We start from the raw sequence: 21,399 nt of genomic DNA, 5'->3' as shown, positions 1-21,399 counted from the left end.
CGGGACAACAATGGACGGGCGTGACCGGCGGCGTCCGCAGGTGACGCTGGAAGTTCCTTCGGCATGGTTCGCGGATCCGGTGGATGGCGACCGGCATCGCCTGTTTTACGGGTCTATCCTGTCGGCGCTGGCTGAAATCGGCACCCTGATCGATCCTGTCCGCCTGCCCCGCGGTGCCGAAACGGCACCTCGTCCCAAAGGACTGGGCGACGCCACGATCAGCTTTCACTCTTATGGCGGCGGTGACGGGCATGTCCTGCGCTGCAAGGAATCCTATATTCCGCCTTATTACAGCATGGATCGCATGGGCTATGCATGCTTTTCGCATCTGGCCCTGCATCCCGAGGATTATCGCGACCAGATATCTTCGATGGACAGCACCAAAGCCGGCATCTTCGTGCAGCAGCTTGCGCAACGGCTGATGACCTCGAACCTGTCGAAATATACCCAACCAGACCACGAAAAAGCCACCGGACAAGGGTATATCTTTGTGCCGTTGCAGGTCGGAAACGACACGGTGGCCCAGGGCGCATGGCTGCGGACACGGGATGCGTTGGAAACGACCGTCGCGGCGGCCAGACAACGCGGCAAAGAGCTTGTTATCAAGCGACATCCACGCTGTCAGGGGCGGACCACCTCGCGCCTGCTATCCGAGATTGCCCAACAACCGGGCGTCCGCATCTCGGACGGGTCGGTCCTGTCATTGATCGCCGGCGCTGATCTGGTCGTCGGTGCAAATTCCGGCGTTCTCTTCGAGGCCCTGATTCAGGGCAAGCCGGTCATAAGCCACGCCGCCTCTGATTTCGGCCCCGCAACCCAACAGGTCAAGAGCCGCGCGGAACTGCAGGACGCGATTGCCTCGCCCAATGCGCCGCATATCGAATGGCGCAACAAATTCCTGTTCTGGTATCTTACCCACTATTGCGTTCATGCGGGGGATGTCGCGCTCATTCGCCAGAAGATCGAAGCTTTTCTTGCGGCCGGGCCGGACAGGACCGGAGGGTGCGAAACCACCCGACGCAAATATATCCGCCAGCTTTACCAACATTCGGTCATCAACCGGATCAAGCGGCGTCTGTTCTGAACGACCCACGGCGCATGGCCTCGACCTTGCGGGGACTGTTCGCTACACCAGACAGATCGAAACAGCATCCAGAGATCGACGAACATGATCGATGATTATCGTGGTCTTGCCGTCTTTGTCGCCATCGTCGAAGCGGGCAGTTTTAGTGAAGCGGGCCGCAGGCTGAAACTGTCGACCTCGGTTGTCAGTCACCACTTGTCCCGCCTCGAGGCGAAGATGGGTGTGACCCTGTTCTTTCGATCGACCCGCTCGATGTCGCTGACACCCGAGGGTCAGGCCGCACTCGGCCCCGCGCGCCGCATGGTGGCCGCCGGCGAAGAAGCCCTGGATTTCCTGGGCGCAGGCAGCGAAGAGCCGGTCGGCTCGCTGAAGATCAGCATGCCCGCCTTTGGCGAAAAAACACGGCTTCGCCAACGTTTGTGGGAATTTTCACGGCGCCACCCAATGGTCGCCATTACGTTGCATAACAGCGACAAACGTGACGATCTGGTCAAGGGCGGTTTCGATCTGGCAATCCGGCTGGGCACCCTTTCGGACAGCAGCCTGAAAAGCCGAAAGATCGGGACCTTCCGGCGTGCACTTGTGGCCTCGCCTGCCTATCTGGCCTCTTGTCCGCCGATCCGCAGCATCGAAGACCTTCAGAACTGCGAATTCGTGTCCATCGCCATGCTGCCAGATACGCTGACGCTGTGGAACCAGGGCAAGAGCAAGACCATCTCGACCGAGAATACCCGTCTGGAGGTTGATACCATCGGCGCCGCCAAATCCGCCGTGATTGCCGGGTTGGGGGTGCAACACCTACCCTATAACGAGGTCTCAAGCGAGTTGCTGTCAGGCGAACTGGCGGTGGTTCTGCCGGATTGGACGCTGCCCGAACTGGGCATCTATGCCGTCTGGCCGGAAATCGGTCCCCAGAAACAACTGACACGCCGCCTGTTGAAGTTCCTGACCGAAGACGAGCTATCCTGAAGAAACATCGACGCGATGCCGTTGCATCCGCGCTCGGTCAAACCAGCGATCATGACGCACGAAACACATGACGCAACCGACGATCGCCCCGCGTCACACAGGCCGCCAGCAGGCCTGCTCTCCGAATTAGGACCCACTCGCGCAAACGTGTGCAAAACAGCGCGCGAACCCGCATCCGTTTGGGATTGGTTGGGATTGTTTCCGTCATAGGGATCGTCGAAACGCTCTGCTGCCGGAATTGGCCATGTCCAAGACATCCAAATCACGGTCGGGGAACAACCGAAATGCGTCGTCGCGCGATGATTCCCGGCCCAGCACCGGCACGGACCGAAACAAACTGATCGAAGGGACATACCAATGACCGATTCCATTTCCGAAATCTGGGGACCACGGATGCTAAGCGTTCTGCGCGCCGTATCCGCGTTGATATTCCTGCTGCATGGTTCGCAAAAACTGTTCGGGTTTCCCGCTTCCGAACACCAGCCTCCGTTGATGTCGCTGATGGGGATTGGCGGCATACTTGAACTGTTCGGGGGCATCCTGTTGCTGATCGGCCTGTTCACGCGCCCGGTCGCCTTTGTCCTGTCAGGCATGATGGCGGTCGCCTACTGGATGTTTCATGCCCCCCAGAACCTGTTCCCGACCCTGAACGGTGGCGACTCGGCGATCCTTTACTGTTTTGTCTTCCTGTACATTGCCGTGGTCGGTGGTGGCGCCTGGGGCATGGATGCCGCACGCGCCAAATCAGCCTGACAAGTGCAGGCAATCGTGTCGCGCCGCACACGGTGGCGCGGCGCAGCATTTTCCTGGCCCCCAGCCCGCGCGCAAGGACGACATTCGATGTTGAAACATGTTTCTCAGATATTGCTCGCGACATCACTTGTCGCCGGGACCTATTACGCAACATTCGTCTATCAGCCCGATTCGGAATCCGGGGCACAGCAGATGGCCGAAGGGCGCCCCGGCGGCGGCGGGTCCGGCGGTCGTCCGTCGATCGTGGAAACCCAGCAGGTCGCCGTCACACCCTATCAGGATGTGTTTCAGGCCATCGGCACCGTGCGCGCCAACAGCCGTGTTCTGGTGCAGAACGAAGTCGCAGGCAAAGTGCTGTCATCCGATCTCAGTCCCAATACCGAGGTCACACAGGGCGATACCCTGATCAGGCTGGAGGACCGGGCCGCAACGCTGTCCCTTCGGACCGCACGGGCGGAACTGACCGAGGCAGAGGACGCGCTGAGCCGTCTTGAAACCCTGGCATCGCAAGGCAGCTCTGCTGTATCATCGGTGCAGATATCCGAGGCGCGCACAGCGGTCGAAATCGCCCGCGCCAATGTCGAGACCGCCGAATACGAGCTGGAACAACGCAGCATCACAGCGCCGATTGCCGGACGGCTGGGTCTGTCCGATATAGAAGTCGGCGCCTATCTGGGGGTGGGCACGGAAATCGTGACAATCACCAATCTCGACGATCTCCGCGTGGATTTCAGCCTGCCGGATCGGGCGCTGGATTTTCTTGATGCGGGGCTGGTTCTCGACGTGTTGCTGCCAACACGCCCCGGCACGGTCTATTCAGCCGAAGTGACGGGGATCGACACCGAAATAGATCCCGAAACCCGTCAGATCGACGTCGAGGCCCGTATCGACAGCCAGGCTATTCCCGTCTTGCCCGGCTCGGTCGTCACCATTATCGCCACCCGCCCCAGCGCTCCGGCCCCAAGCGTGCCTTCGCTTGCGGTAAGCTGGGGCCGTCAGGGCGCAAGCGTCTGGGCGGTACGCGACGGATCGGCCACACGCGTCCCCGTCGAGATCCTGCATCGTGACGGGGATACCGTCTGGCTGGACGCCGATCTTGCTGACGGAACCGAGATCGTCGTGGAAGGCACGCAAAAGGTTCAGGAAGGTGGCACGGTAATGACGCCTGACGATGCGCGGCGCATGTCGCGCCCCGCAAATGACCAAAATGCCGGGCTGGCCGGTCAGGAAATGGCAATCGCAAGGGTGAATGATGGCAAATGATGCCCTGGCCCGCGCCGGCAGCGCCGGCCTGTTCGTCGCCCGCCCAATCCTTGCGATCGTGTTGAACCTGTTGATCGTGATTGCCGGGCTGGCGGCATTGATGGGTGTCGAGGTTCGCGAAATGCCCGATGTCGATCAACCGGTGATCTCGGTGCGGGCAACATATGACGGTGCCGCGCCCGAAACGGTCGATACGGAAATCACCTCGGTTCTGGAAGACGCGCTGACCGCACTGGATGGTGTGCAGACCATTTCATCCAGCTCCAGCTATGAAACCTCTCGTATCACGATCGAGCTGGCGTCGAATGTCGATATCGACACGGCCGCCAATGAAGCCCGTGAAATCATCTCCCAGCAGGAACGCGACCTGCCCGATGACATCGATTCACCAACCGTATCGAAAAGCGATTCCGATTCAGATCCGATCATCAGGATCGCCCTTTCCGGCGACGCCACGCTGGAAGAACTGTCCCGGATCGCCGAAGATGAGATTGCAGACAAGCTGACAACCATCGAGGGCGTTTCCGAGGTCGAGGTCGCCGGCGAGCAGGAAAGCGAATTCCTGGTCCGCGTCAACATGAGCGCGTTGAACGCGCGCGGCCTGACCATATCCGATCTGGAAACGGCGCTGTCGAACCTGCGCAATGACGCACCATTGGGACAGATCGAAAGCGCGAATCAGGCAATCACCATGCGCACCACCTCGGCCGAGGTCACCGCCGAGGGGATCGCCAATCTGCGGGTTGGCCAGACGGCACGCGTCCGCGACATTGCCTTTGTCCAGTTGTCCGCCAAGGAACGCACCGTGTTTTCGCGGGTCAACGGCGAAAGCGCGATCGGTCTGAACGTCATGCGCCAATCCGAAGGGAACACGCTGACCATCTCGCGCGAGGTGCGCGCCAGGATCGACGAAATCTCGCAGACATTGCCGGACGGGGTATCCGTTGCCATCACATCGGATGACGGGGTTTACATCGAGAAATCGATCACCGAGGTCGCCAGTTCGATCGCATTGGCGGTCTTGATCGTGATCGCGGTGATCTTCGTGTTCCTGCGCGCATGGCGTGCCACCATCATTCCGGCTCTGGCGATTCCGGTGTCGCTTGTCGGGACCATAGCGGCGATCTGGCTGGTGGGGTTTTCGGTCAACACGATCACCCTGCTGGCATTGGTCCTGGCCACGGGGATGGTGGTCGATGACGCGATCGTCGTCGTCGAAAACATCGTGCGACACCGCCGGATGGGGCTGGGCCGGCGCGCCGCCGCGATCCGCGCCACGCGCGAGGTGTTCTTTGCCGTCATTTCGACGACTGCGACGCTCGCCGCCGTTTTTATTCCGATCTCGTTCCTGCCGGGTCAGGCCGGGGGAATCTTTTCGGAATTCGGCTTTGTGCTGGCATTTTCTGTCATGCTGTCATCATTCGTGGCGCTGACGCTGGTGCCCATGCTGGGCGCAAGCTTCGACCCCGGTCACGGCGCCGATCCGGATGGTGGCAGGCAGGGGCTGCTTGCCCGCGCCTATCTGGCTTTCATGGATCGCGCGCTGAAGATGCCCGCGCTGGTCATCGGGGCCGCGCTTGCCTTTGCGGTGGTCTCGGCGGGGATGTTCACATCGCTCAGCTCCAGTCTGACACCGACGGAAGATCGCGGTTTCTTTTTCGTGGTATTGCGCGGGCCTGCGGGCGCCAGCAGCGAATATACCGACAGTCAGATCCAAAAGGTCGAGGACATCGCCCGTGGCTATCAGAATGGCGGTGGCGTCAATATCGTCCAGTCGATTTCGGGTTTTGGCGGGTCTGCTTCGGGTTTCGTGATCGTCCGCCTGAGCGATTGGGACGAACGCGACATCAGCCAGCAGGAAATCCTGACCGACCTGAACCGCAAGCTGCAATCGGTGCCGGGGGTGACGGGTATTGCACGGTCGGGCAATTCGTTGGGCATTCGCGGTGCCGGTCGCGGCCTGCAGCTGGCAATCACCGGAAGTGATTACGACGCGCTGTCACAGGAAGCTGAAAAGCTGGTTGCCGCCATGAACGAACGGCGCGACATCTTTTCGAATCCGCAGATCGACTATGACACCACGCAACCGCTTGTCGAGGTGCAGATAGATGTTGCCATGGCCGAGGAACTGGGCGTCGAACCGACAGATGTTTCCGCGTTGATCAATGTCCTGTCCAGCGGCTCGAACCCGGTCGAAGTGTTCATCGATGGCGAGGAAACCGACGTGACGGTCGAACCCGGCGGACCGCCACTGAACGATCCCGGCGATCTGGAACGCGCCTTTGTCCAAAGCAACAGCGGCGCCAATGTGCCTCTGTCCGCCGTCGCGGAATTCAGACAATCCGCAAGCGCATCCGAATTATCACGCGAAGATGGCGATCGCGCGGTTCCGGTCACTGCAAACCTTGCCGCCGGTGTCGATCTGGGCACCGCCGCCCGGATTGCCCAGGAACTCGGGGCGCAGATTCTGCCCGCAGGCACAGGGATCGTCCTTCTGGGCGAAGCCGCCACCCTGCAAGACGGACAGTCCGGCACCATCGCGGTTTTTGCCGTAGCCTTTCTGGTGGTGCTGCTGGTGCTGTCGGCGCAATTCGAAAGCCTTGCATCCGCAACGGTGATCATGCTGACGGTTCCCTTCGGCCTGGGCGCCGCCATCATGGCCATCATGTTGTCGGGCGGATCGTTGAACTATTACAGCCAGATCGGACTTGTGATGCTGATCGGGATCATGGCCAAGAATGGTATTCTGATCGTGGAATTCGCAAATCAGCTGCGCGAGGAAGGGCGTGACATAGACAGCGCCATCCGCGATGCCGTCGCCTTGCGCCTGCGGCCCGTGATGATGACCATGGTGTCCACCGTTCTGGGTGGTCTGCCACTGATCCTGTCCAGCGGCGCCGGTGCCGAGGCCCGTCAGGCCGTCGGTTGGGTTGTTGTCGGGGGCCTGGGCTTTGCCACCGTGTTCACCCTGATTTTGACGCCGGTCTTCTATCGGCTGATCGCCCCTTATGGTGCGGTTCCGGGTCATGCCGCCGCCGCCGCCAGAAAAGAGCTGGACCGCCTGCCCGACCCGGCCTAACGCAACCGGACGCCCCGCCATTCAGGCAGGGGCGTTCCAGGGCCTGATCTCGGCCTCCATCCAGGTGCCATGCGCGGCATTTGGAAACACGATCCAGTCCTCGCCAAAGCGATGGGCGTGATCTTCGGTCAGGCGGTGCTGATCCTCCAGCGCAACATTGGCAAAAGCGCCGTCAAAATCATGCAGCGTGTCGCCCAGTTGCAGAACGATCCGGTAATCCCGCGCGATCGATGCCCGCCGAACAGCCTTGGGCGGGCCGAACAGAAGGACATGATCGGCGTCGACCTGTGGCAGGCCAAGGCGCGAAAGGGTCGCGATTGTGGCCAGCTTGTTTTCATCGAACCGGTCAGACACATAGAAGATCGTAACGCCAAGACGGTCGGCCAGGGCCAGGAAATCGGCTGCGCCGGGGATCAGATGGGGATCTCCTTCGCGTTCCCACAGTTTCCATGTCTCGACATTGTCGCGCCGCGCCTCTTGGGTCATGGCATGTGCCATGACCGCCGAATTATCCAGAATCGTCTCGTCTATATCGGACATGATCGCCAGGCCCGCCCCCTGCCCGCCGGCGGCATTGATCGCCGCCTCAAGGCGCAGGGTGGCAAGCGCATAGCATTGTCTTTGCAGGGCTTTGATTTCAGCGGATAGTTGTTGATAGCGAATCGCCATCGCATGTTCGCGCGGATGGCGTTGGTCGCTTTGATCGCTCATGGCTGGCCCCTGTTGTGATGCGTGGCGGACGCTAGGCGGCAGCGACCAAAAGGTCAAATCGGTGGCTCAACCCGCTTGCATGGCAGGCGGCAATCGCGATGGTTCTTCGCGCACCGGCAAATGGATCAGCGCACTGACCGCCCCGACACCGACACCGACCCACCAGACCAGCGTGTAATCGCCCGTCCGGTCGTACAACGCACCGCCAAGCCAGACCCCCAGAAACGATCCGATCTGATGGGACAGGAACACAAAGCCGTAAAGCGTGCCCATATAGCGCAGCCCATAGATATAGGCGACCAGCCCCGAGGTCAGCGGAACCGTCGCCAGCCACAGCGCCCCCATGACCAACGAAAACACAATGACCGTCTCGGGCGTGATGGGCGTCAGGATGAATGCCGCCGACGCCAGCGTGCGCAACGTATATATCCCGGCCAGCAGGTATTTTTTGGTATATCGCTTGCCCAACCATCCGGCAAAGATCGCCCCGGCGATATTGGCCAGTCCGATCAGGCTGATTGCCGCGGCGCCCAATGCCGAAGTCGAGGTGATGCCGATCGACGCCAGCGTGCCCAACGGGCTGATCGGGCCGCACATCTCGGTGATCATCGCGGGGAAATGCGCGGTGATGAAGCCAAGCTGATAGCCACAGGAAAAGAACCCGATAAAGATCATCAGATAGGACGGATCGCGAAAGGCCCGACCCAGCACGCTGCCCAGGCTTTCTTCCAGTTCGTTGCGTATCGCGGGCTTGCTGTCGCCCAGCATCGGCAGAAAGAACAGGCATGACAACACGATCACGCCAAAAATGATGAACACCGATTGCCAACTGTAAAAGGCCAGCAGAATTTCGGCCAATGGCGCACCAAAGACCTGCCCTGCCGAGCCGGCCGCAGTCGCGATACCCAGGGCCAGACTGCGGTTCTCGTCGCTGGCCGCGCGCCCGACCACGGCCAGGATCACCCCGAACCCGGTGCCCGCGATCCCGAAACCGACCATAACCTCAAGCAGTTGCATGGTCGCGGGTGTCGTCGCGAATGCCGTCAGGATCAGCCCGGCGGAATACAGCATCGCCCCCAGGATGATCGCCCAACGATCCCCCCAGCGTTCCGCCAATGCGCCGAAAATCGGCTGGCCGATCCCCCAGGCAAGGTTCTGGATCGCGATGGCCAGCGAAAAATCTGCACGCGGCCAGCCGAACTCCTCACCGATCGGAATCTGAAAGACCCCGAAACTGGCACGAAGCGCGAAATTGATCAGCAAGATCAGGCAACCGCCGATCAAGACGGGCGTGAAAAGTCGGGCTTGCGCGGTCATGGGGCACCCTTGTGGCAGATTGTCACAGGTTGCGTTGAACCAGAACGCGCAAGAAATCAAGGCCGCGCCGGTTTCCGACGCAGCCTGGGCCTTGTCAGTTCTGTCGCGCCAGTTCAGCCGAAATCGAGAACTTTGATGACGGGATCGAACCGCCCTTGCGCATCTCGCCCAGGATCACCGTGGTTTTCTGGCCGCTGTCATCGGTCACGACCCATTGGCGCAGCTCGGTCGGGCTGGTGAAGACCATCTGGATATTGCCGTATTCGGGATGGGCGGGATCCTGCGCCGTCACGACGGTCGAGTTCTTGGCCTCGGTATAGCCGGTGACCATATTCGCCCGCGAAAGGTTCACATTGGCGTCCAGAATGATCGACAATGGCGTCTTGGACAGCGGATATTGTTGCGGACCGCTGTTCGACTTGGGATCGAACACTGCCACGGCCCCCGCAGACGCCAGCATCAGCGTGCGATCATTGTTGTATTCGAACCGCGCACGGCCGGGGCGCTGGATATACACGGTCCCCGTCGAGATGGTGCCATCGGGATTTACCTGCGTGAACTCTGACGTCACGGTTTTCAGGCTGTTGAGATAGCGCGAGATCTCATTCAACGGAATTTTCTCGGCCAGAGCCGGGAAGGCAAGGCCAAGGACAAGGGCGGGCGCGAGGGCGAGCGATCTGATGTTCATGCGCGGATCATATCCTTTTCATGCGGCACTGCACATCACGTCTGACGGAATGTTTCGCGCCCCGCCAATCGCGGTTTCGTGAGCCTTGGCCAGCTTGCCGCGTTATGGCCGGATTCGCAAACCATATGCAGGGAACGGCGTGCCGGCAGTTTCATGGCTTCGTCATGCCGATGCCATCTTGCCGACATATCAGCGTTACCGGCTGCGACTAGGCCTGCGCCACATCAAGCCTTCAGGAGCCAGAAACATGTCCTTCCGTGCATCCCGCATGTCCCGCCGCAGCCTTCTGATGTCCGGCCTTGCCACCGGCTCGCTGCTGGCGATGCCCGCCATCAGCCGCGCCGGCAGCCGCCCGGTCTTTACCCATGGCGTGCAATCGGGCGACACCACCGCGCAGGGCGGCATGGTCTGGACCCGCGCCGACCGCCCCGCACGGATCGCGCTGGACGTCGCCACCAATGAAAGCTTCCAGAATGCCCGTCAAGTCGCCACGCTGAACGCGCTTCCCGAAAGCGATTATGCCGTCAAGGCGATGCTTCAGGGGATCGAGGGCGATCAGACCGTCTTCTACCGCATGACCGCAACCGACCTGACCGACAGCAATGCCAGCAGCGAACCGGTCATCGGCCAGTTCCGCACCGCGCCGACCACCCGCCGCGACATCCGGTTCGTCTGGTCGGGCGATACCGCCGGTCAGGGCTGGGGCATCGATGACGAGGGCATGCGCACCTATGCCACCATGGCCGCGCATGAGCCCGATTTCTTCATCCATTCCGGCGACACCATCTATGCCGACGGCCCGATGCAGGACGAGGTCGAGATCGAGGGCAGCATCTGGCGCAACACCGTGCTGACCGATGAGGTCCGCAAGGTCGCCGAGACGCTGGACGAATTCCGCGGCCGCTGGAAATACAACCAGATGGATCAGCACGCGCAGGCCATGTCGGCCATGGTGCCGACGCTGTTTCAGTGGGACGACCACGAGGTCGTGAACAACTGGTCGCCCGGCAAGGACCTGACCGACGATGACCGCTATACCGAAAAATCCGTCGCCCTGCTGACCGCCCGCGCCCAGCGCGCCTTCCATGAAATGACCCCGATCAGCTATACGCCCGCCGAACCCGGCCGCGTCTATCGCAAGATCGCCTATGGTCCGCTGCTGGACATCTTCTTCCTTGATCTGCGCAGCTATCGCGGCGCCAACAGCGAAGGGATGGAGGATGAGGTCACCGCCCAGTCGCAGGTTCTGGGCAAGGCGCAGCTGGATTGGCTGAAAGCCGCGCTGAAAGCCTCGGGCGCAACGTGGAAGGTCATCGCCTGCGACATGCCGATCGGCGTCAATGTCTGGGACAAGGTGTCCGAGGATCAGAAATATGTCGAAGCCATCGCCAATGGCGATCCCGGCGCACCCAAAGGCCGCGAACTGGAATTCGCGCAGCTGCTGCGCTTTATCCGCGACGAAAAGATCCTGAACACCGTCTGGCTGACCGCCGATGTGCATTACACCGCCGCGCATGAATATCACCCCGACCGCGCCAGCTTCCAGGACTTCGAACCGTTCTGGGAATTTGTGTCCGGCCCGCTGCATGCCGGCACCTTCGGTCCGAACGACATGGACATGACCTTCGGCCCCGAAGTGAAATTCGTGAAGGCCCCGGCACCGGGGCAGGCCAACCTGCCGCCCTCGGCCGGGATGCAGTTCTTCGGCATGGTCGATATCGAAGGGGCCTCGGGCCAGATGACCGTGCGCCTGATGGACCGCGCCGATCAGGAATTGTGGTCGATCACACTCGATCCCAAAACCGCCTGAGACCGGATCCACCGCCAAGCCCCCGCCCATCGGGGGCTTGGCGACATCGATGCCGGTCAATCAGGCAATCCGGCCCGATTTGATGTCCAAAGGCTGCACGCCGCCGCGATGCGCAAGAAACGCGGGGCGCGGCCTTGGCGCGGCAAAGGGCGCCTGCGATGCATTCGAGACCGCATTGTAGACAAAAAAAGCATTCGAACGCGGGAAAGGCGTCACATTCCCGTTCGAGGCATGCAGCGTGTTGCATTCAAAGAAAATCACCGTGCCTGCGGGTCCGGTCGCCGCATCAAGCCCGGCCTGACCGGCAAGCTTCTGAAGCATCTCTGGCGATGGCACGCCTATTTCCTGCTTTTTCAAGCTGGACTTATGATTGTCATCAGGGGTTTCGCCCTGACAGGCAATGAAATGACGATGCGATCCGGGGATCAGCATCAGTGGACCATTCAGTGCCGAATTGTCCGTCAACAGCACCGAGGCCGACACCGCCCGCATTCGCGGCATCCCGTCCTCGGCATGCCAGGTTTCGAAATCGGAATGCCAATAGAATTCCTTGCCGGTGAAGCCGGGCTTATAATTCAGACGGCTTTGATGCAGATACACGTCATCACCCAGCAGGAAGCGCGCCGTATCGGCCAGACGCGCATCACGTGCCAGCCGCGCAAAGATGTTGCTGTGGTCATCCAGCCGAAAGACGGTTCGAACGGCATCCGTGCCCGGTTCGGTCACCAGATCCTCGGCACGGATGCCCGAGGCATCGGCACGGATCTCGGCCGAGGCGTCGATCAGGATGCGCACCTCTTGGGGGCTGAACATGTCACGTCGGACCAGATAGCCCTTGTCTTCGTAATGGCGCGCCTCATCGCGCGAAATCGGGGCGTCATCCGACCAATCGGACCAGATAACCGGGTCCTTGCGCGGGGTGATGCGTTCGTCCCGGGGCAGGCGCGTCGGATAGATGTCTTGCCCCGCAAACATAGCTTCTGCGTGCATGACGTTCATGACAACTCCTTCCATCATTCAGCTAGTGTCTTTCCAGATGACCGTCAGCATTGGCCGAGGTCACGCACGGACAACGCGGTCATCCGCCAGCTGTTCCAAAGGAATTCGTCAAGGAAAACCAAGTGCCCCCGCAGGGCGGATCAAAGTGGCCGTCCCGTCAGCATCCGGGGCATGGGGTCGACCGACAGGCCAGCCGCCTGACGCATGAAGCCGCGTCGCAGCGCCGGAACCGCGGTCACCGCCCCCATCCCCAGCCCGCGCGCCAGACGAATCACCGGATTATCGGTGCCAAAAATCTGGTTCACGGCATCCATTCCCAGCGCAAGGCTTGTTGCATCAAAGCGACGCCAACCCTGATAGCGTTCAAGAACGTCGATGGCGCCGATATCCTCGCCCCGCCGCGCGGCATCGACCAGCGTTTCGGCCAACGCCGCGACATCGCGCAGCCCCAGGTTCAACCCCTGCCCCGCTACCGGGTGCACACCATGCGCCGCATCACCGACCAGCGCGATTCGCGGCAAGACATATCGTTCGGCCAGAGACAGGCTGAGCGGATAGGAAAAGCGCGCCCCGGCCAAAGCGATATTGCCAAGATAATCGCCAAAGCGGGGGCGCAGCACCTCGAGGAACGCATCATCCGGCAATGACGCGATCGCCGCGGCGTTCCTGCGGGTTTCCGACCAGACGACACTGCTGCGATTGCCCGGCAAGGGCAGGATCGCCAGCGGCCCGGTCGCCATGAAATACTGCTGCGCGATCCCCTGATGGGCATCGTCATGATCGATCGCCGCGACCAGCGCCGTCTGCCCGTAATCCCAGCCCTGACGCGCGATCCCCGACCGGCGGGCCACACCGGAACCGCGCCCATCAGCGCCGATCAGCAATCGGGCATGTATGCGGCTGCCATCGGACAATTCGCCGGTTACGCCTGCCTCGGCGACCTCATGCGCAACAAGGGACAGCCCGGCACGATGATCGATCTTGTCCGTCATCCCCGCCAGCAGGGCCCGATACAGAAACCGGTCCTCCAGCATATAGCCGACCGGCCCTTCCTCGATTTCGGCGCTGTCGAAATGCAGGAACAGCGCCCCCGCGCCTTCTCCGGGCTGGCCCTGCGACGCCTTGACCTGTCGGATCGGCTGGCTTTTCGGGGCAAGGTCGCGCCACAGGTCCAGCGCCTCCAGCAACCGTCGCGACGCGACCGCCAGCGCATAGGCGCGACCGTCAAACCCCTCATCCGCGCGGGCCTGCGCCGGGCGCGGATCGACCACGGCCACACGCAACCCGGCATTGGCCAACGCCAAGGCCAATGTCGGGCCATTCAGCCCGCCGCCCGCAATCAGAACATCGACATCATGTTTCATCGGGCGCGATCATGCATGCCCTGACGACAAAGACAATGCGGTGAAACGGCGCCCGTCACGTTTCGGCCCGGTAGATGGCCTGCAATGCAGACCGGTAATCGGGGTAACGCAGGCGCACGCCCAGATCCTGCTTGATGCGATCATTCCGCACGCGTTTGCTGTCTGAATAGAAAGATCGCGCCATCGGCGTCATATCGGCCTGCGCAAAGTCGATCTCGGGCGGCGGCTCGACGCCAAGAAGCTGCGCGGCATAGGTGATGATGTCCTGGGGTGGCGCAGGGTCATCATCACATAGATTATAGATCGCGCCGGGATTGGGGGCATCCAGCGAGGCCAGCAATACCGCGGCTATATCCTCGACATGAATCCGCGAAAACACCTGTCCCGGCTTGATGATCCTGCGGGCCGTGTCATTGCGGATCTTGGCAAAGGGTCCGCGACCGGGACCGTAAATGCCCGCAAGCCGGAAAACATGCAGCGGCAGATCATGCGCCCGCGCCAGTTCCTGCCACCCCCGTTCGGCATCCACCCGTGCCTGCCCCCTCCGGGTCGAGGGATCAAGACGGCTGCCTTCATCGACCCAACCGCCCTTGCGATCGCCATATACGCCCGTCGTCGACAAATAGCCCAGCCAGCGTGGCCGCGCCAAGGCCATGTCCTGCGACAGGCTGGCCAATACCGGATCTCCGTCGGCATCCGGCCCCGCCGCAACAAGGATCGCATCGGCACATCCGATTGCGGCGCGCAGGCGATCCTCCTGTCCCGGCCAGATCAGCGGTGTGGCCCCCGCCGCCGCGACCCTTTCAGGCGCGGTTCGCGTGGTGCCCGTGACATTCCAGCCTCGCGCGATCAGCGCCGGCGTCAGATAACCGGCGCTATAGCCGTGACCGATAACAAGCATTTCCATGACAACAGGGTAACGACCCGCGGATCGCAGCGCCAGACGCTTGCTTGATCGTCATCTCGCTGGCAGGCTTTGCTCAACCAGAAGGACAGAGTTGATGAATATGGATTCCCGATCGCTGCCGGTTGAAACGCCGCCCATCCCCGCAGCCGAGCAATTTGCCGATCCCGTCGCCGCCGTCGCGCGGCTGCAACAACTATATGACGAGGCGACCCAGTTTCTGCTGCACCATTTCGGACGCCTGATCGAAGGTGAAAGGCCCGATGCCCGCTATCGTGCCTTTTACCCCGAGATCCGGCTGACCGTTGCAAGTCACCCCCAGGTGGATTCGCGCCTGTCATTTGGTCATGTCGTCGCGCCGGGTGTTTACGCCATTTCGCTAACCCGCCCGGACCTGTTCGAAAACTATCTGATCGAGCAGATCGGCCTGTTGATCAAGAACCACTCGGTTCCCGTAACAGTCGGGCTGAGCGACACGCCTATTCCGGTCCATTTCGCGGTCGCCGCCCACAGCGATCTGGCCGTTCCACAGGAAGGTGTTCTGGATTTTTCGCTGCGCGATGTCTTTGACGTGCCCGATCTGAACACGATGAACGATGACATCGTCAATGGTGTCGCAAGGCCGATGCCGGACGGCGCACAATATCTGGCCGCGTTCACCGCCCAACGGATCGACTATTCGCTGGCGCGGCTGCAACACTATACCGCCACCGCCGCCGAGCATTTTCAGAATTTCGTGCTGTTCACGAACTATCAGTTCTATGTCGACGAATTCGAGGCCTTTGGCCGACGCGCCCTTGCCGATCCGAATTCGGGTTACACCAGCTTTGTCGCGCCGGGGAACCGGGAAATATCCAGCCCCGACGCCCCCCTGCCGCCGCTTGCGAAGATGCCTCAGATGCCGGCATATCACCTGAAACGCGAGAATGGGCAGGGCATTACGCTGGTCAATATCGGTGTCGGTCCGTCGAATGCGAAAACCGCCACCGACCACATCGCGGTGCTGCGACCTCATGCCTGGCTGATGGTCGGGCATTGCGCGGGCCTGCGCAACAGCCAAAGACTTGGCGATTTCGTTCTGGCCCATGCCTATCTGCGCGAGGATCACGTGCTTGACGACGATCTGCCCATCTGGATGCCCATCCCGGCGCTGGCCGAGGTGCAGGTCGCACTGCAAGAAGCCGTCGCCGAGGTGACGCGCCTTGACGGCTATGAGCTCAAACGCGTCATGCGCACCGGGACCGTGGCCACGATTGACAACCGCAACTGGGAACTGCGCGACCAGTCTGGCCCGGTTCACCGACTGTCCCTGTCGCGCGCCGTGGCACTGGATATGGAAAGCGCCACCATCGCCGCCAATGGATTTCGCTTTCGGGTGCCCTATGGCACCTTGCTTTGTGTCAGCGACAAGCCCCTGCATGGAGAATTGAAGCTGCCGGGCATGGCAACCGATTTCTACCGTACGCAGGTCGCCAACCACCTTCTGATCGGTATCAGCGCAATGGAAAAGCTGCGCGAAATGCCGCTGGAACGCATCCATTCGCGCAAGCTTCGCTCGTTCAGTGAGACGGCTTTCTTGTAAATAGGCAGCAAATGATCGTTGAAACGCCGGTTTTTGCACGATACGCGAAAAAGGCTTGATCTGCCCGGCAAAACCGTGTGTAGCAGGCTTTATGCCGCAAAAGGCGCAATTTGTGGGCCCGTAACAACAGGGCAAGAGGAGACAGAAGAATGGCTACGCCTTCCGCAAAACCGATGACCAAGACCCAACTGGTCGCCACCCTGGCCGAAGAAATGGGTTCGGACAAAAAATCGGCTTCGGCTGTGCTGGACGCGATCGCGGCCGTCGTGACGCGTGAAGTCGCCAATGGCGGCGCTGTGACCCTGCCCGGTATCGGCAAGATCGCATGCCGCGCCCGCCCCGAGCGTCAGGTTCGCAACCCGCAGACCCAGGAGATGATGACCAAACCTGCCGACAAGCAAGTCAAGGTCACCGTTGCCAAGGCGCTGAAAGACAGCGTAAACAGCTGATCCGGCTTCGGATTTCGTCAAAACGGCCGCGCATCTGCGCGGCCGTTTTTCATTGTGGCATTCTCCTTGGCGATCTGCTCTGTTAGCGATGCTGCACGACATGCAATGAAAGGTGGCTTCATGGACTTGCGCGCTATCCTCATGGGGCTGGTATTCGGGATCATGTGGGCTTCGGCCTTTACCTCGACGCGCATGATCGTCACGGAAATTCCACCATTGATGGCATTGTCGCTGCGCTTTGCCCTGTCGGGCGGGATCGGTGTCCTCATCGCCTTGGCCATGGGGCAAACATGGCGGAATCTGACAAGAAATCAATGGCATGCTGTCATCGTTCTGGGATTGTGCCAGAACGCGATCTACCTGGGGCTGAACTGGGTCGCGATGCAATGGATCCAGGCCGGGCTTGCATCGATCATCGCGGCAACCATGCCGCTGATTGTCGCGCTTCTGGGGTGGCTGTTCCTGGGCGAGCGGTTGCGCCCGATCGGCATCTTGGGGCTGGCACTTGGCCTTGCCGGAGTCGCCATCATCATGGGCGCGCGCCTTCAGGGTGGCAGCAATCCCCTTGGCATCGCGATGTGCTTCGTGGCGGCCTTTGCGCTGGCGGTCGCAACCCTGACCGTCCGGGGTGCCAGTTCAGGTGGAAACGTGATGATGATCGTGGGGCTGCAAATGTTGGTCGGGTCCGTGACACTTGCCGTTATCTCACCATTCTTCGAAACATGGTCGCTGGATATGTCTGCGCGTGGCTTTATCGCCTTCGTCTACACGGTTCTGGTCCCCGGCCTTGCGGCAACCTGGGTGTGGTTCAACCTGGTCGGCCGCATCGGCGCGGTGCGTGCCGCCACCTTTCACTTCCTGACCCCGTTTCTGGGCGTCACCATCGCCGCGGCGTTTCTGGGCGAGGCCCTGGGGCCAAGCGATGTGGTGGGGGCCCTGGTGATCGCCATCGGAATCCTGATGGTTCAGATCTCGAAAGTAAGTCCAGTCACGCGCACGTGATGACCCGACTGTAACACGATCCTGTTTCTGCCCGTATGGTCTGGAAACAGGATGGTTTCATGACGCTGATATTTGCCTATCTCGCCGGGCTTCTGACCCTGATCAACCCCTGCGTCCTGCCGGTGTTGCCGATCGTGGTGACCGGTGCCCTAGGCAAACACAGGCTTGGCCCCGTTGCGATGGCCGCTGGCATGAGCCTGTCTTTCGTCATCCTGGGCTTGACGGTCGCAGCCTTTGGTCACGCAATCGGCCTGACCGAAGATCGCCTGAACACCATCGCCGCCATCGGAATGCTGCTGTTCGGCCTGGCTCTCATGCTGCCGAAGGCCGGCACGGTCTTCCAGACAGCTACAGCAGGGCTGGCCGCCCGCGCGGATTCCGGAATAGATCACACCCAAAATTCGGGCCTGCAGGGTCAGGCTGCGGCCGGAATGTTGCTGGGCGCAGCCTGGAGCCCGTGTATCGGCCCGACATTGGGTGGCGCCATCGCCCTGGCCAGTGGCGGGGGCAGCCTGTTGCAAGCCGGCGCAATCATGACCGCCTTCGCCGCAGGGGTCGCAACACTTATTCTGGCGCTCGCCTATGGTGCCCGCGACCTGCTGATGCGCAACCGCGCCCGCGCCCAGGCACTGGCCATTCGCGCCCGTCCATTGATGGGGCTGGCGTTCATTGTCGTCGGCGTCGCGATGCTGTCGGGCGCCATGCATGCCATCGAAGCCCTGGCGGTGCGCCATCTGCCGCTATGGCTGCAAGATCTGTCCGTATCGATCTGACCCAAAGGAGAAACCAGCATGAACCGCCGCGATTTTATTGCCCTGACCGCCTCGGTCACCCTGGTTGCGCCAATGGCCGCCCGTGCCGCGCAATCAAACATTGCCTATTCCCCCGATGCTCTGCAAACCGCGCTGGCCGAGGGCCAAACCGTATTCCTCGACTTCAAGGCCAGCTGGTGCACGACCTGCGCCGCCCAGGAACGCGTCATCAACGCCTTGCGCAGCACCGACCCCGCCTATGACAAGGCGATCACCTTCATGGACGTCGACTGGGATCAATGGAAAGGCAGCCAGATCGTCAAAGACCTGTCCGTGCCTCGCCGTTCGACCCTTATCCTACTTCGCGGCAATAATGAACTGGGCCGTATCGTTGCCGGAACCTCCCGCGATCAAATCAAGGAACTGCTGGACCTCGGCCTTCACGCCTAAGGCCCAATCAATGGCTCGATCAGGCCGCGATCGGCGTAAAGATTGCGGTCGTGGGATCGCATAGATATCGCGCCCGATATCGCCCTGCCGTCGCGGCCAGATCGCAGACCGAATCCAGGATATGGTCAATCTCGGCCTCGGGCGCGGCCCAACACAGATTCAGCCGAACAAAACCTGGCTTTTCGATTTCCTCGCCCCGCAAGATCGCCGCGCGCAGATTTTCCGATTCCTCTGCGCCGATATCCAACAGGCGATGCACATAGGGTCCCGCACAGGCACAGCCCCCGCGCGCCTGAACCCCATAGCGATCCGACAGTTGCCGCGTCGCCAACTGCTGATGCACATAGCCGCCATTTCCATCCCGGATGCGAAATGACAGGATCGGCAAACGTGGGGCGGTCGCATGACCCAACATCTCAAGCCCCTCGACTGACCACAGCCTGCGTGCCTGGCGAAGCCATTCACGATGCCTGCTGTCCAGATATTCCTGCCCCACCGCATCCTTCAGCGCAAAAACCAGCGCCGCGCGTATATCTCCGACGACATTCGGCGTTCCGCCTTCCTCGCGCGCCTCTATGGATGTGGCATAATCATGACCGGCATCATTCACGAACCGGACCGTGCCCCCCCCGGGCATGGACGGTCGGTCGACAGTTACCGCATCCCGCCGCACAATCATGACACCCGAGGCCCCGGGACCGCCCAGGAACTTGTGCGGTGAAACCACAACCGCATCCATCCCGGCGGACATATCAATCGGCAGATACGGCGCACCACCCGCATAGTCCCAGATGACGCGCGCCCCCGCAGCTCTCATCAGGCCGGTGACCCCCCGCACATCGCTCAACACCCCTGTCACGTTCGACGCCGCCGAAAAAGCACCCAGAACCGGTCCCTCACATGACAATCCGCGCATCAGCGCATCGATATCCAATCCGCCATCACGCGCTTCAGGCAATTCGACAACGCGCGCCCCGGACTCTCGCCAGACAAGGATATTCGAATGATGCTCATACGGACCGATCAGCACGGTCCATTCCGAATCAATGCCAAACAGATGCGCCAACCGGTTCAACCCTGCGGTCGCACCCGACCCGGTAAACACCACGGCATGCTCTTCTCCGCCACATACACAACGCAAGATCTCGGCCCGTGCTTGCCGCCGCAACCGCGTCATCACTGCCCCGCAATGGCTGGCTTCGGTGTGGCTGTTGGCATACCAGGGCAACACCTCCTCAAGAATACACTCCTCGACCTGACGCAGCGCCCGCCCCGAGGCGATATAATCGGCATAAACCATCGGCTTGGGGCCGAACGGCCCTTCGATCACCGCATCCCGCCCGATCATGCCCTGATGCAACATATCCGGTTTGCCCAACCGCGCTCGAAACCTGTCAAAGACATCCATCACGAATTCCCCGCTACCACGGCGAAGGTATGACACTCAGAAACCGAGAAATTGATTTCTTCTTCGTCAAAATACCCATATATTTCCTATCATATGAACGATGAACCATTCGAAATAGATGAAATTGACAACCGTATCCTGTCGGCATTGCAACAGGATGCCTCGTTGTCGCAACGCGCTCTGGCCGAACGGGTGCATCTGTCGCAAAACGCATGCTGGCGGCGCCTGCAACGATTGACCCGCCTGGGGGTCCTTCAGGGCAGCCGTGCGGTCATCGATGCAGCCAGAACCGGCCTGCACCTGACTGTCTTTGTGATGATAAGAACCCGCCATCATGATGACGCCTGGGCCAAACGCTTTCGCACCCGGGTCGAATCGATCCCAGAAATCACCGAGTTCCATCGCATTGGCGGCGAATGGGATTACATGGCCAAGCTGGTGACGGTTTCCATGTCTGGCTATGATCGCTGCTACAAGGCGTTGATCGCGGATATGGACCTGGAACGGGTCACGGGCGTCTTTTCCATGGAAACCATCTTCGAGGCCCGCCCCTTGCGCCTGCCCTGAATTGCGGCCCCCGGAACATGAAAAAGGCCGGCATGCCCATTGCAGCCGACCCGTTTCATGTGATGTCGCACAAGATCAGAAGTTGAAGTTGACGCCCATCTTGACGACATGGTTCTCGGGCGTTGCCTTGGTGCTGAACCCGGCATCATCAGTCAGGGTATCGCGACCGAAATCGCGGTATTCCCATTCCCCGAACAGCGATACGCGCTCATTCACCATCCGTTCGACACCCAGGCCCACGGTCCAGG

The 21,399-nt window shown here is 61.0% G+C and carries 19 protein-coding genes; 12 read left to right on the top strand and 7 right to left on the bottom strand.

Annotated features, from left to right (window positions below; genetic code table 11):
- Window positions 1-10 precede the first annotated feature (10 nt).
- The 5 genes from PAF17_RS18060 to PAF17_RS18040 all read left to right on the top strand — a co-directional run bounded on the left by PAF17_RS18060 (window position 11) and on the right by PAF17_RS18040 (window position 7,148).
- On the top strand, window positions 11-1,084 hold the full coding sequence (locus PAF17_RS18060; protein WP_271890492.1) for a capsular polysaccharide export protein, LipB/KpsS family: 1,074 nt from the start codon (window positions 11-13) through the stop codon (window positions 1,082-1,084).
- A gap of 84 nt (window positions 1,085-1,168) precedes the next feature.
- Complete coding sequence (locus PAF17_RS18055) at window positions 1,169-2,053, top strand: LysR family transcriptional regulator (protein ID WP_271890491.1); 885 nt, start codon at window positions 1,169-1,171, stop codon at window positions 2,051-2,053.
- Window positions 2,054-2,410: 357 nt separating this feature from the next.
- Window positions 2,411-2,806 carry a DoxX family protein gene (locus tag PAF17_RS18050; RefSeq protein ID WP_271890490.1) on the top strand — a complete coding sequence of 132 codons (396 nt, stop codon included), beginning with the start codon at window positions 2,411-2,413 and terminating at the stop codon, window positions 2,804-2,806.
- An 87-nt stretch (window positions 2,807-2,893) separates the two neighbouring features.
- On the top strand, window positions 2,894-4,069 hold the full coding sequence (locus PAF17_RS18045) for an efflux RND transporter periplasmic adaptor subunit (RefSeq protein WP_271890489.1): 1,176 nt from the start codon (window positions 2,894-2,896) through the stop codon (window positions 4,067-4,069).
- Window positions 4,059-7,148: an efflux RND transporter permease subunit gene (locus PAF17_RS18040; RefSeq protein WP_271890488.1), complete on the top strand. Its 3,090-nt coding sequence runs from the start codon at window positions 4,059-4,061 to the stop codon at window positions 7,146-7,148. The genes PAF17_RS18045 and PAF17_RS18040 overlap by 11 nt, the downstream gene beginning before the upstream one ends.
- Before the next feature lie 21 nt (window positions 7,149-7,169).
- Here PAF17_RS18040 and PAF17_RS18035 read toward each other — a convergent pair whose 3' ends face one another.
- The 3 genes from PAF17_RS18035 to PAF17_RS18025 form a co-directional block, all read right to left on the bottom strand.
- Window positions 7,170-7,859, bottom strand: a complete 690-nt coding sequence (locus PAF17_RS18035) for a 5'-nucleotidase, lipoprotein e(P4) family (RefSeq protein WP_271890487.1) — start codon at window positions 7,857-7,859, stop codon at window positions 7,170-7,172.
- 66 nt (window positions 7,860-7,925) lie between these two features.
- Window positions 7,926-9,176, bottom strand: coding sequence for an MFS transporter (locus PAF17_RS18030; protein ID WP_271890486.1), 1,251 nt, complete (start codon window positions 9,174-9,176; stop codon window positions 7,926-7,928).
- Between the two features lie 94 nt (window positions 9,177-9,270).
- Window positions 9,271-9,864 carry a LolA family protein gene (locus tag PAF17_RS18025; protein ID WP_271890485.1) on the bottom strand — a complete coding sequence of 198 codons (594 nt, stop codon included), beginning with the start codon at window positions 9,862-9,864 and terminating at the stop codon, window positions 9,271-9,273.
- Between the two features lie 247 nt (window positions 9,865-10,111).
- On the opposite strand from PAF17_RS18025, the gene PAF17_RS18020 reads away from it, so the two are divergent.
- Window positions 10,112-11,674, top strand: coding sequence for an alkaline phosphatase D family protein (locus PAF17_RS18020; RefSeq protein ID WP_271890484.1), 1,563 nt, complete (start codon window positions 10,112-10,114; stop codon window positions 11,672-11,674).
- 60 nt (window positions 11,675-11,734) lie between these two features.
- Here PAF17_RS18020 and thpD read toward each other — a convergent pair whose 3' ends face one another.
- The 3 genes from thpD to PAF17_RS18005 form a co-directional block, all read right to left on the bottom strand.
- Window positions 11,735-12,673: an ectoine hydroxylase gene (gene thpD, locus PAF17_RS18015; protein WP_271890483.1), complete on the bottom strand. Its 939-nt coding sequence runs from the start codon at window positions 12,671-12,673 to the stop codon at window positions 11,735-11,737.
- A 140-nt stretch (window positions 12,674-12,813) separates the two neighbouring features.
- The gene (locus PAF17_RS18010; RefSeq protein ID WP_271890482.1) at window positions 12,814-14,037 is read right to left on the bottom strand and encodes a UbiH/UbiF/VisC/COQ6 family ubiquinone biosynthesis hydroxylase; all 1,224 of its coding nucleotides are present in this window, start codon (window positions 14,035-14,037) and stop codon (window positions 12,814-12,816) included.
- A 55-nt stretch (window positions 14,038-14,092) separates the two neighbouring features.
- The gene (locus PAF17_RS18005) at window positions 14,093-14,944 is read right to left on the bottom strand and encodes an SDR family oxidoreductase (protein ID WP_271890481.1); all 852 of its coding nucleotides are present in this window, start codon (window positions 14,942-14,944) and stop codon (window positions 14,093-14,095) included.
- 94 nt (window positions 14,945-15,038) lie between these two features.
- Here PAF17_RS18005 and PAF17_RS18000 point away from each other — a divergent pair, with 94 nt between their 5' ends.
- From PAF17_RS18000 to PAF17_RS17980, 5 genes are all read left to right on the top strand, one after another.
- On the top strand, window positions 15,039-16,523 hold the full coding sequence (locus tag PAF17_RS18000) for an AMP nucleosidase (protein ID WP_271890480.1): 1,485 nt from the start codon (window positions 15,039-15,041) through the stop codon (window positions 16,521-16,523).
- Between the two features lie 149 nt (window positions 16,524-16,672).
- Window positions 16,673-16,972, top strand: a complete 300-nt coding sequence (locus PAF17_RS17995) for an HU family DNA-binding protein (RefSeq protein ID WP_271890479.1) — start codon at window positions 16,673-16,675, stop codon at window positions 16,970-16,972.
- Between the two features lie 120 nt (window positions 16,973-17,092).
- Complete coding sequence (locus PAF17_RS17990; RefSeq protein ID WP_271890478.1) at window positions 17,093-17,974, top strand: DMT family transporter; 882 nt, start codon at window positions 17,093-17,095, stop codon at window positions 17,972-17,974.
- Between the two features lie 59 nt (window positions 17,975-18,033).
- The gene (locus PAF17_RS17985; RefSeq protein ID WP_271890477.1) at window positions 18,034-18,747 is read left to right on the top strand and encodes a cytochrome c biogenesis CcdA family protein; all 714 of its coding nucleotides are present in this window, start codon (window positions 18,034-18,036) and stop codon (window positions 18,745-18,747) included.
- A gap of 18 nt (window positions 18,748-18,765) precedes the next feature.
- On the top strand, window positions 18,766-19,176 hold the full coding sequence (locus PAF17_RS17980; protein WP_271890476.1) for a thioredoxin family protein: 411 nt from the start codon (window positions 18,766-18,768) through the stop codon (window positions 19,174-19,176).
- Window positions 19,177-19,195: 19 nt separating this feature from the next.
- Here PAF17_RS17980 and PAF17_RS17975 read toward each other — a convergent pair whose 3' ends face one another.
- Complete coding sequence (locus PAF17_RS17975) at window positions 19,196-20,584, bottom strand: aminotransferase class V-fold PLP-dependent enzyme (protein ID WP_271890475.1); 1,389 nt, start codon at window positions 20,582-20,584, stop codon at window positions 19,196-19,198.
- A 93-nt stretch (window positions 20,585-20,677) separates the two neighbouring features.
- On the opposite strand from PAF17_RS17975, the gene PAF17_RS17970 reads away from it, so the two are divergent.
- Window positions 20,678-21,151 (top strand): Lrp/AsnC family transcriptional regulator, encoded by a 474-nt coding sequence (locus tag PAF17_RS17970; protein ID WP_271890474.1) that lies wholly within the window; start codon window positions 20,678-20,680, stop codon window positions 21,149-21,151.
- Window positions 21,152-21,399 lie beyond the last annotated feature (248 nt).

The sequence above is a fragment of the Paracoccus onchidii genome, assembly GCF_028294535.1.
In the GTDB taxonomy this organism is placed as follows: domain Bacteria; phylum Pseudomonadota; class Alphaproteobacteria; order Rhodobacterales; family Rhodobacteraceae; genus Paracoccus; species Paracoccus onchidii.
The sequence above is the reverse complement of the archived record's forward strand: the minus strand, read 5'-3'. Positions and strand labels throughout refer to the sequence as shown.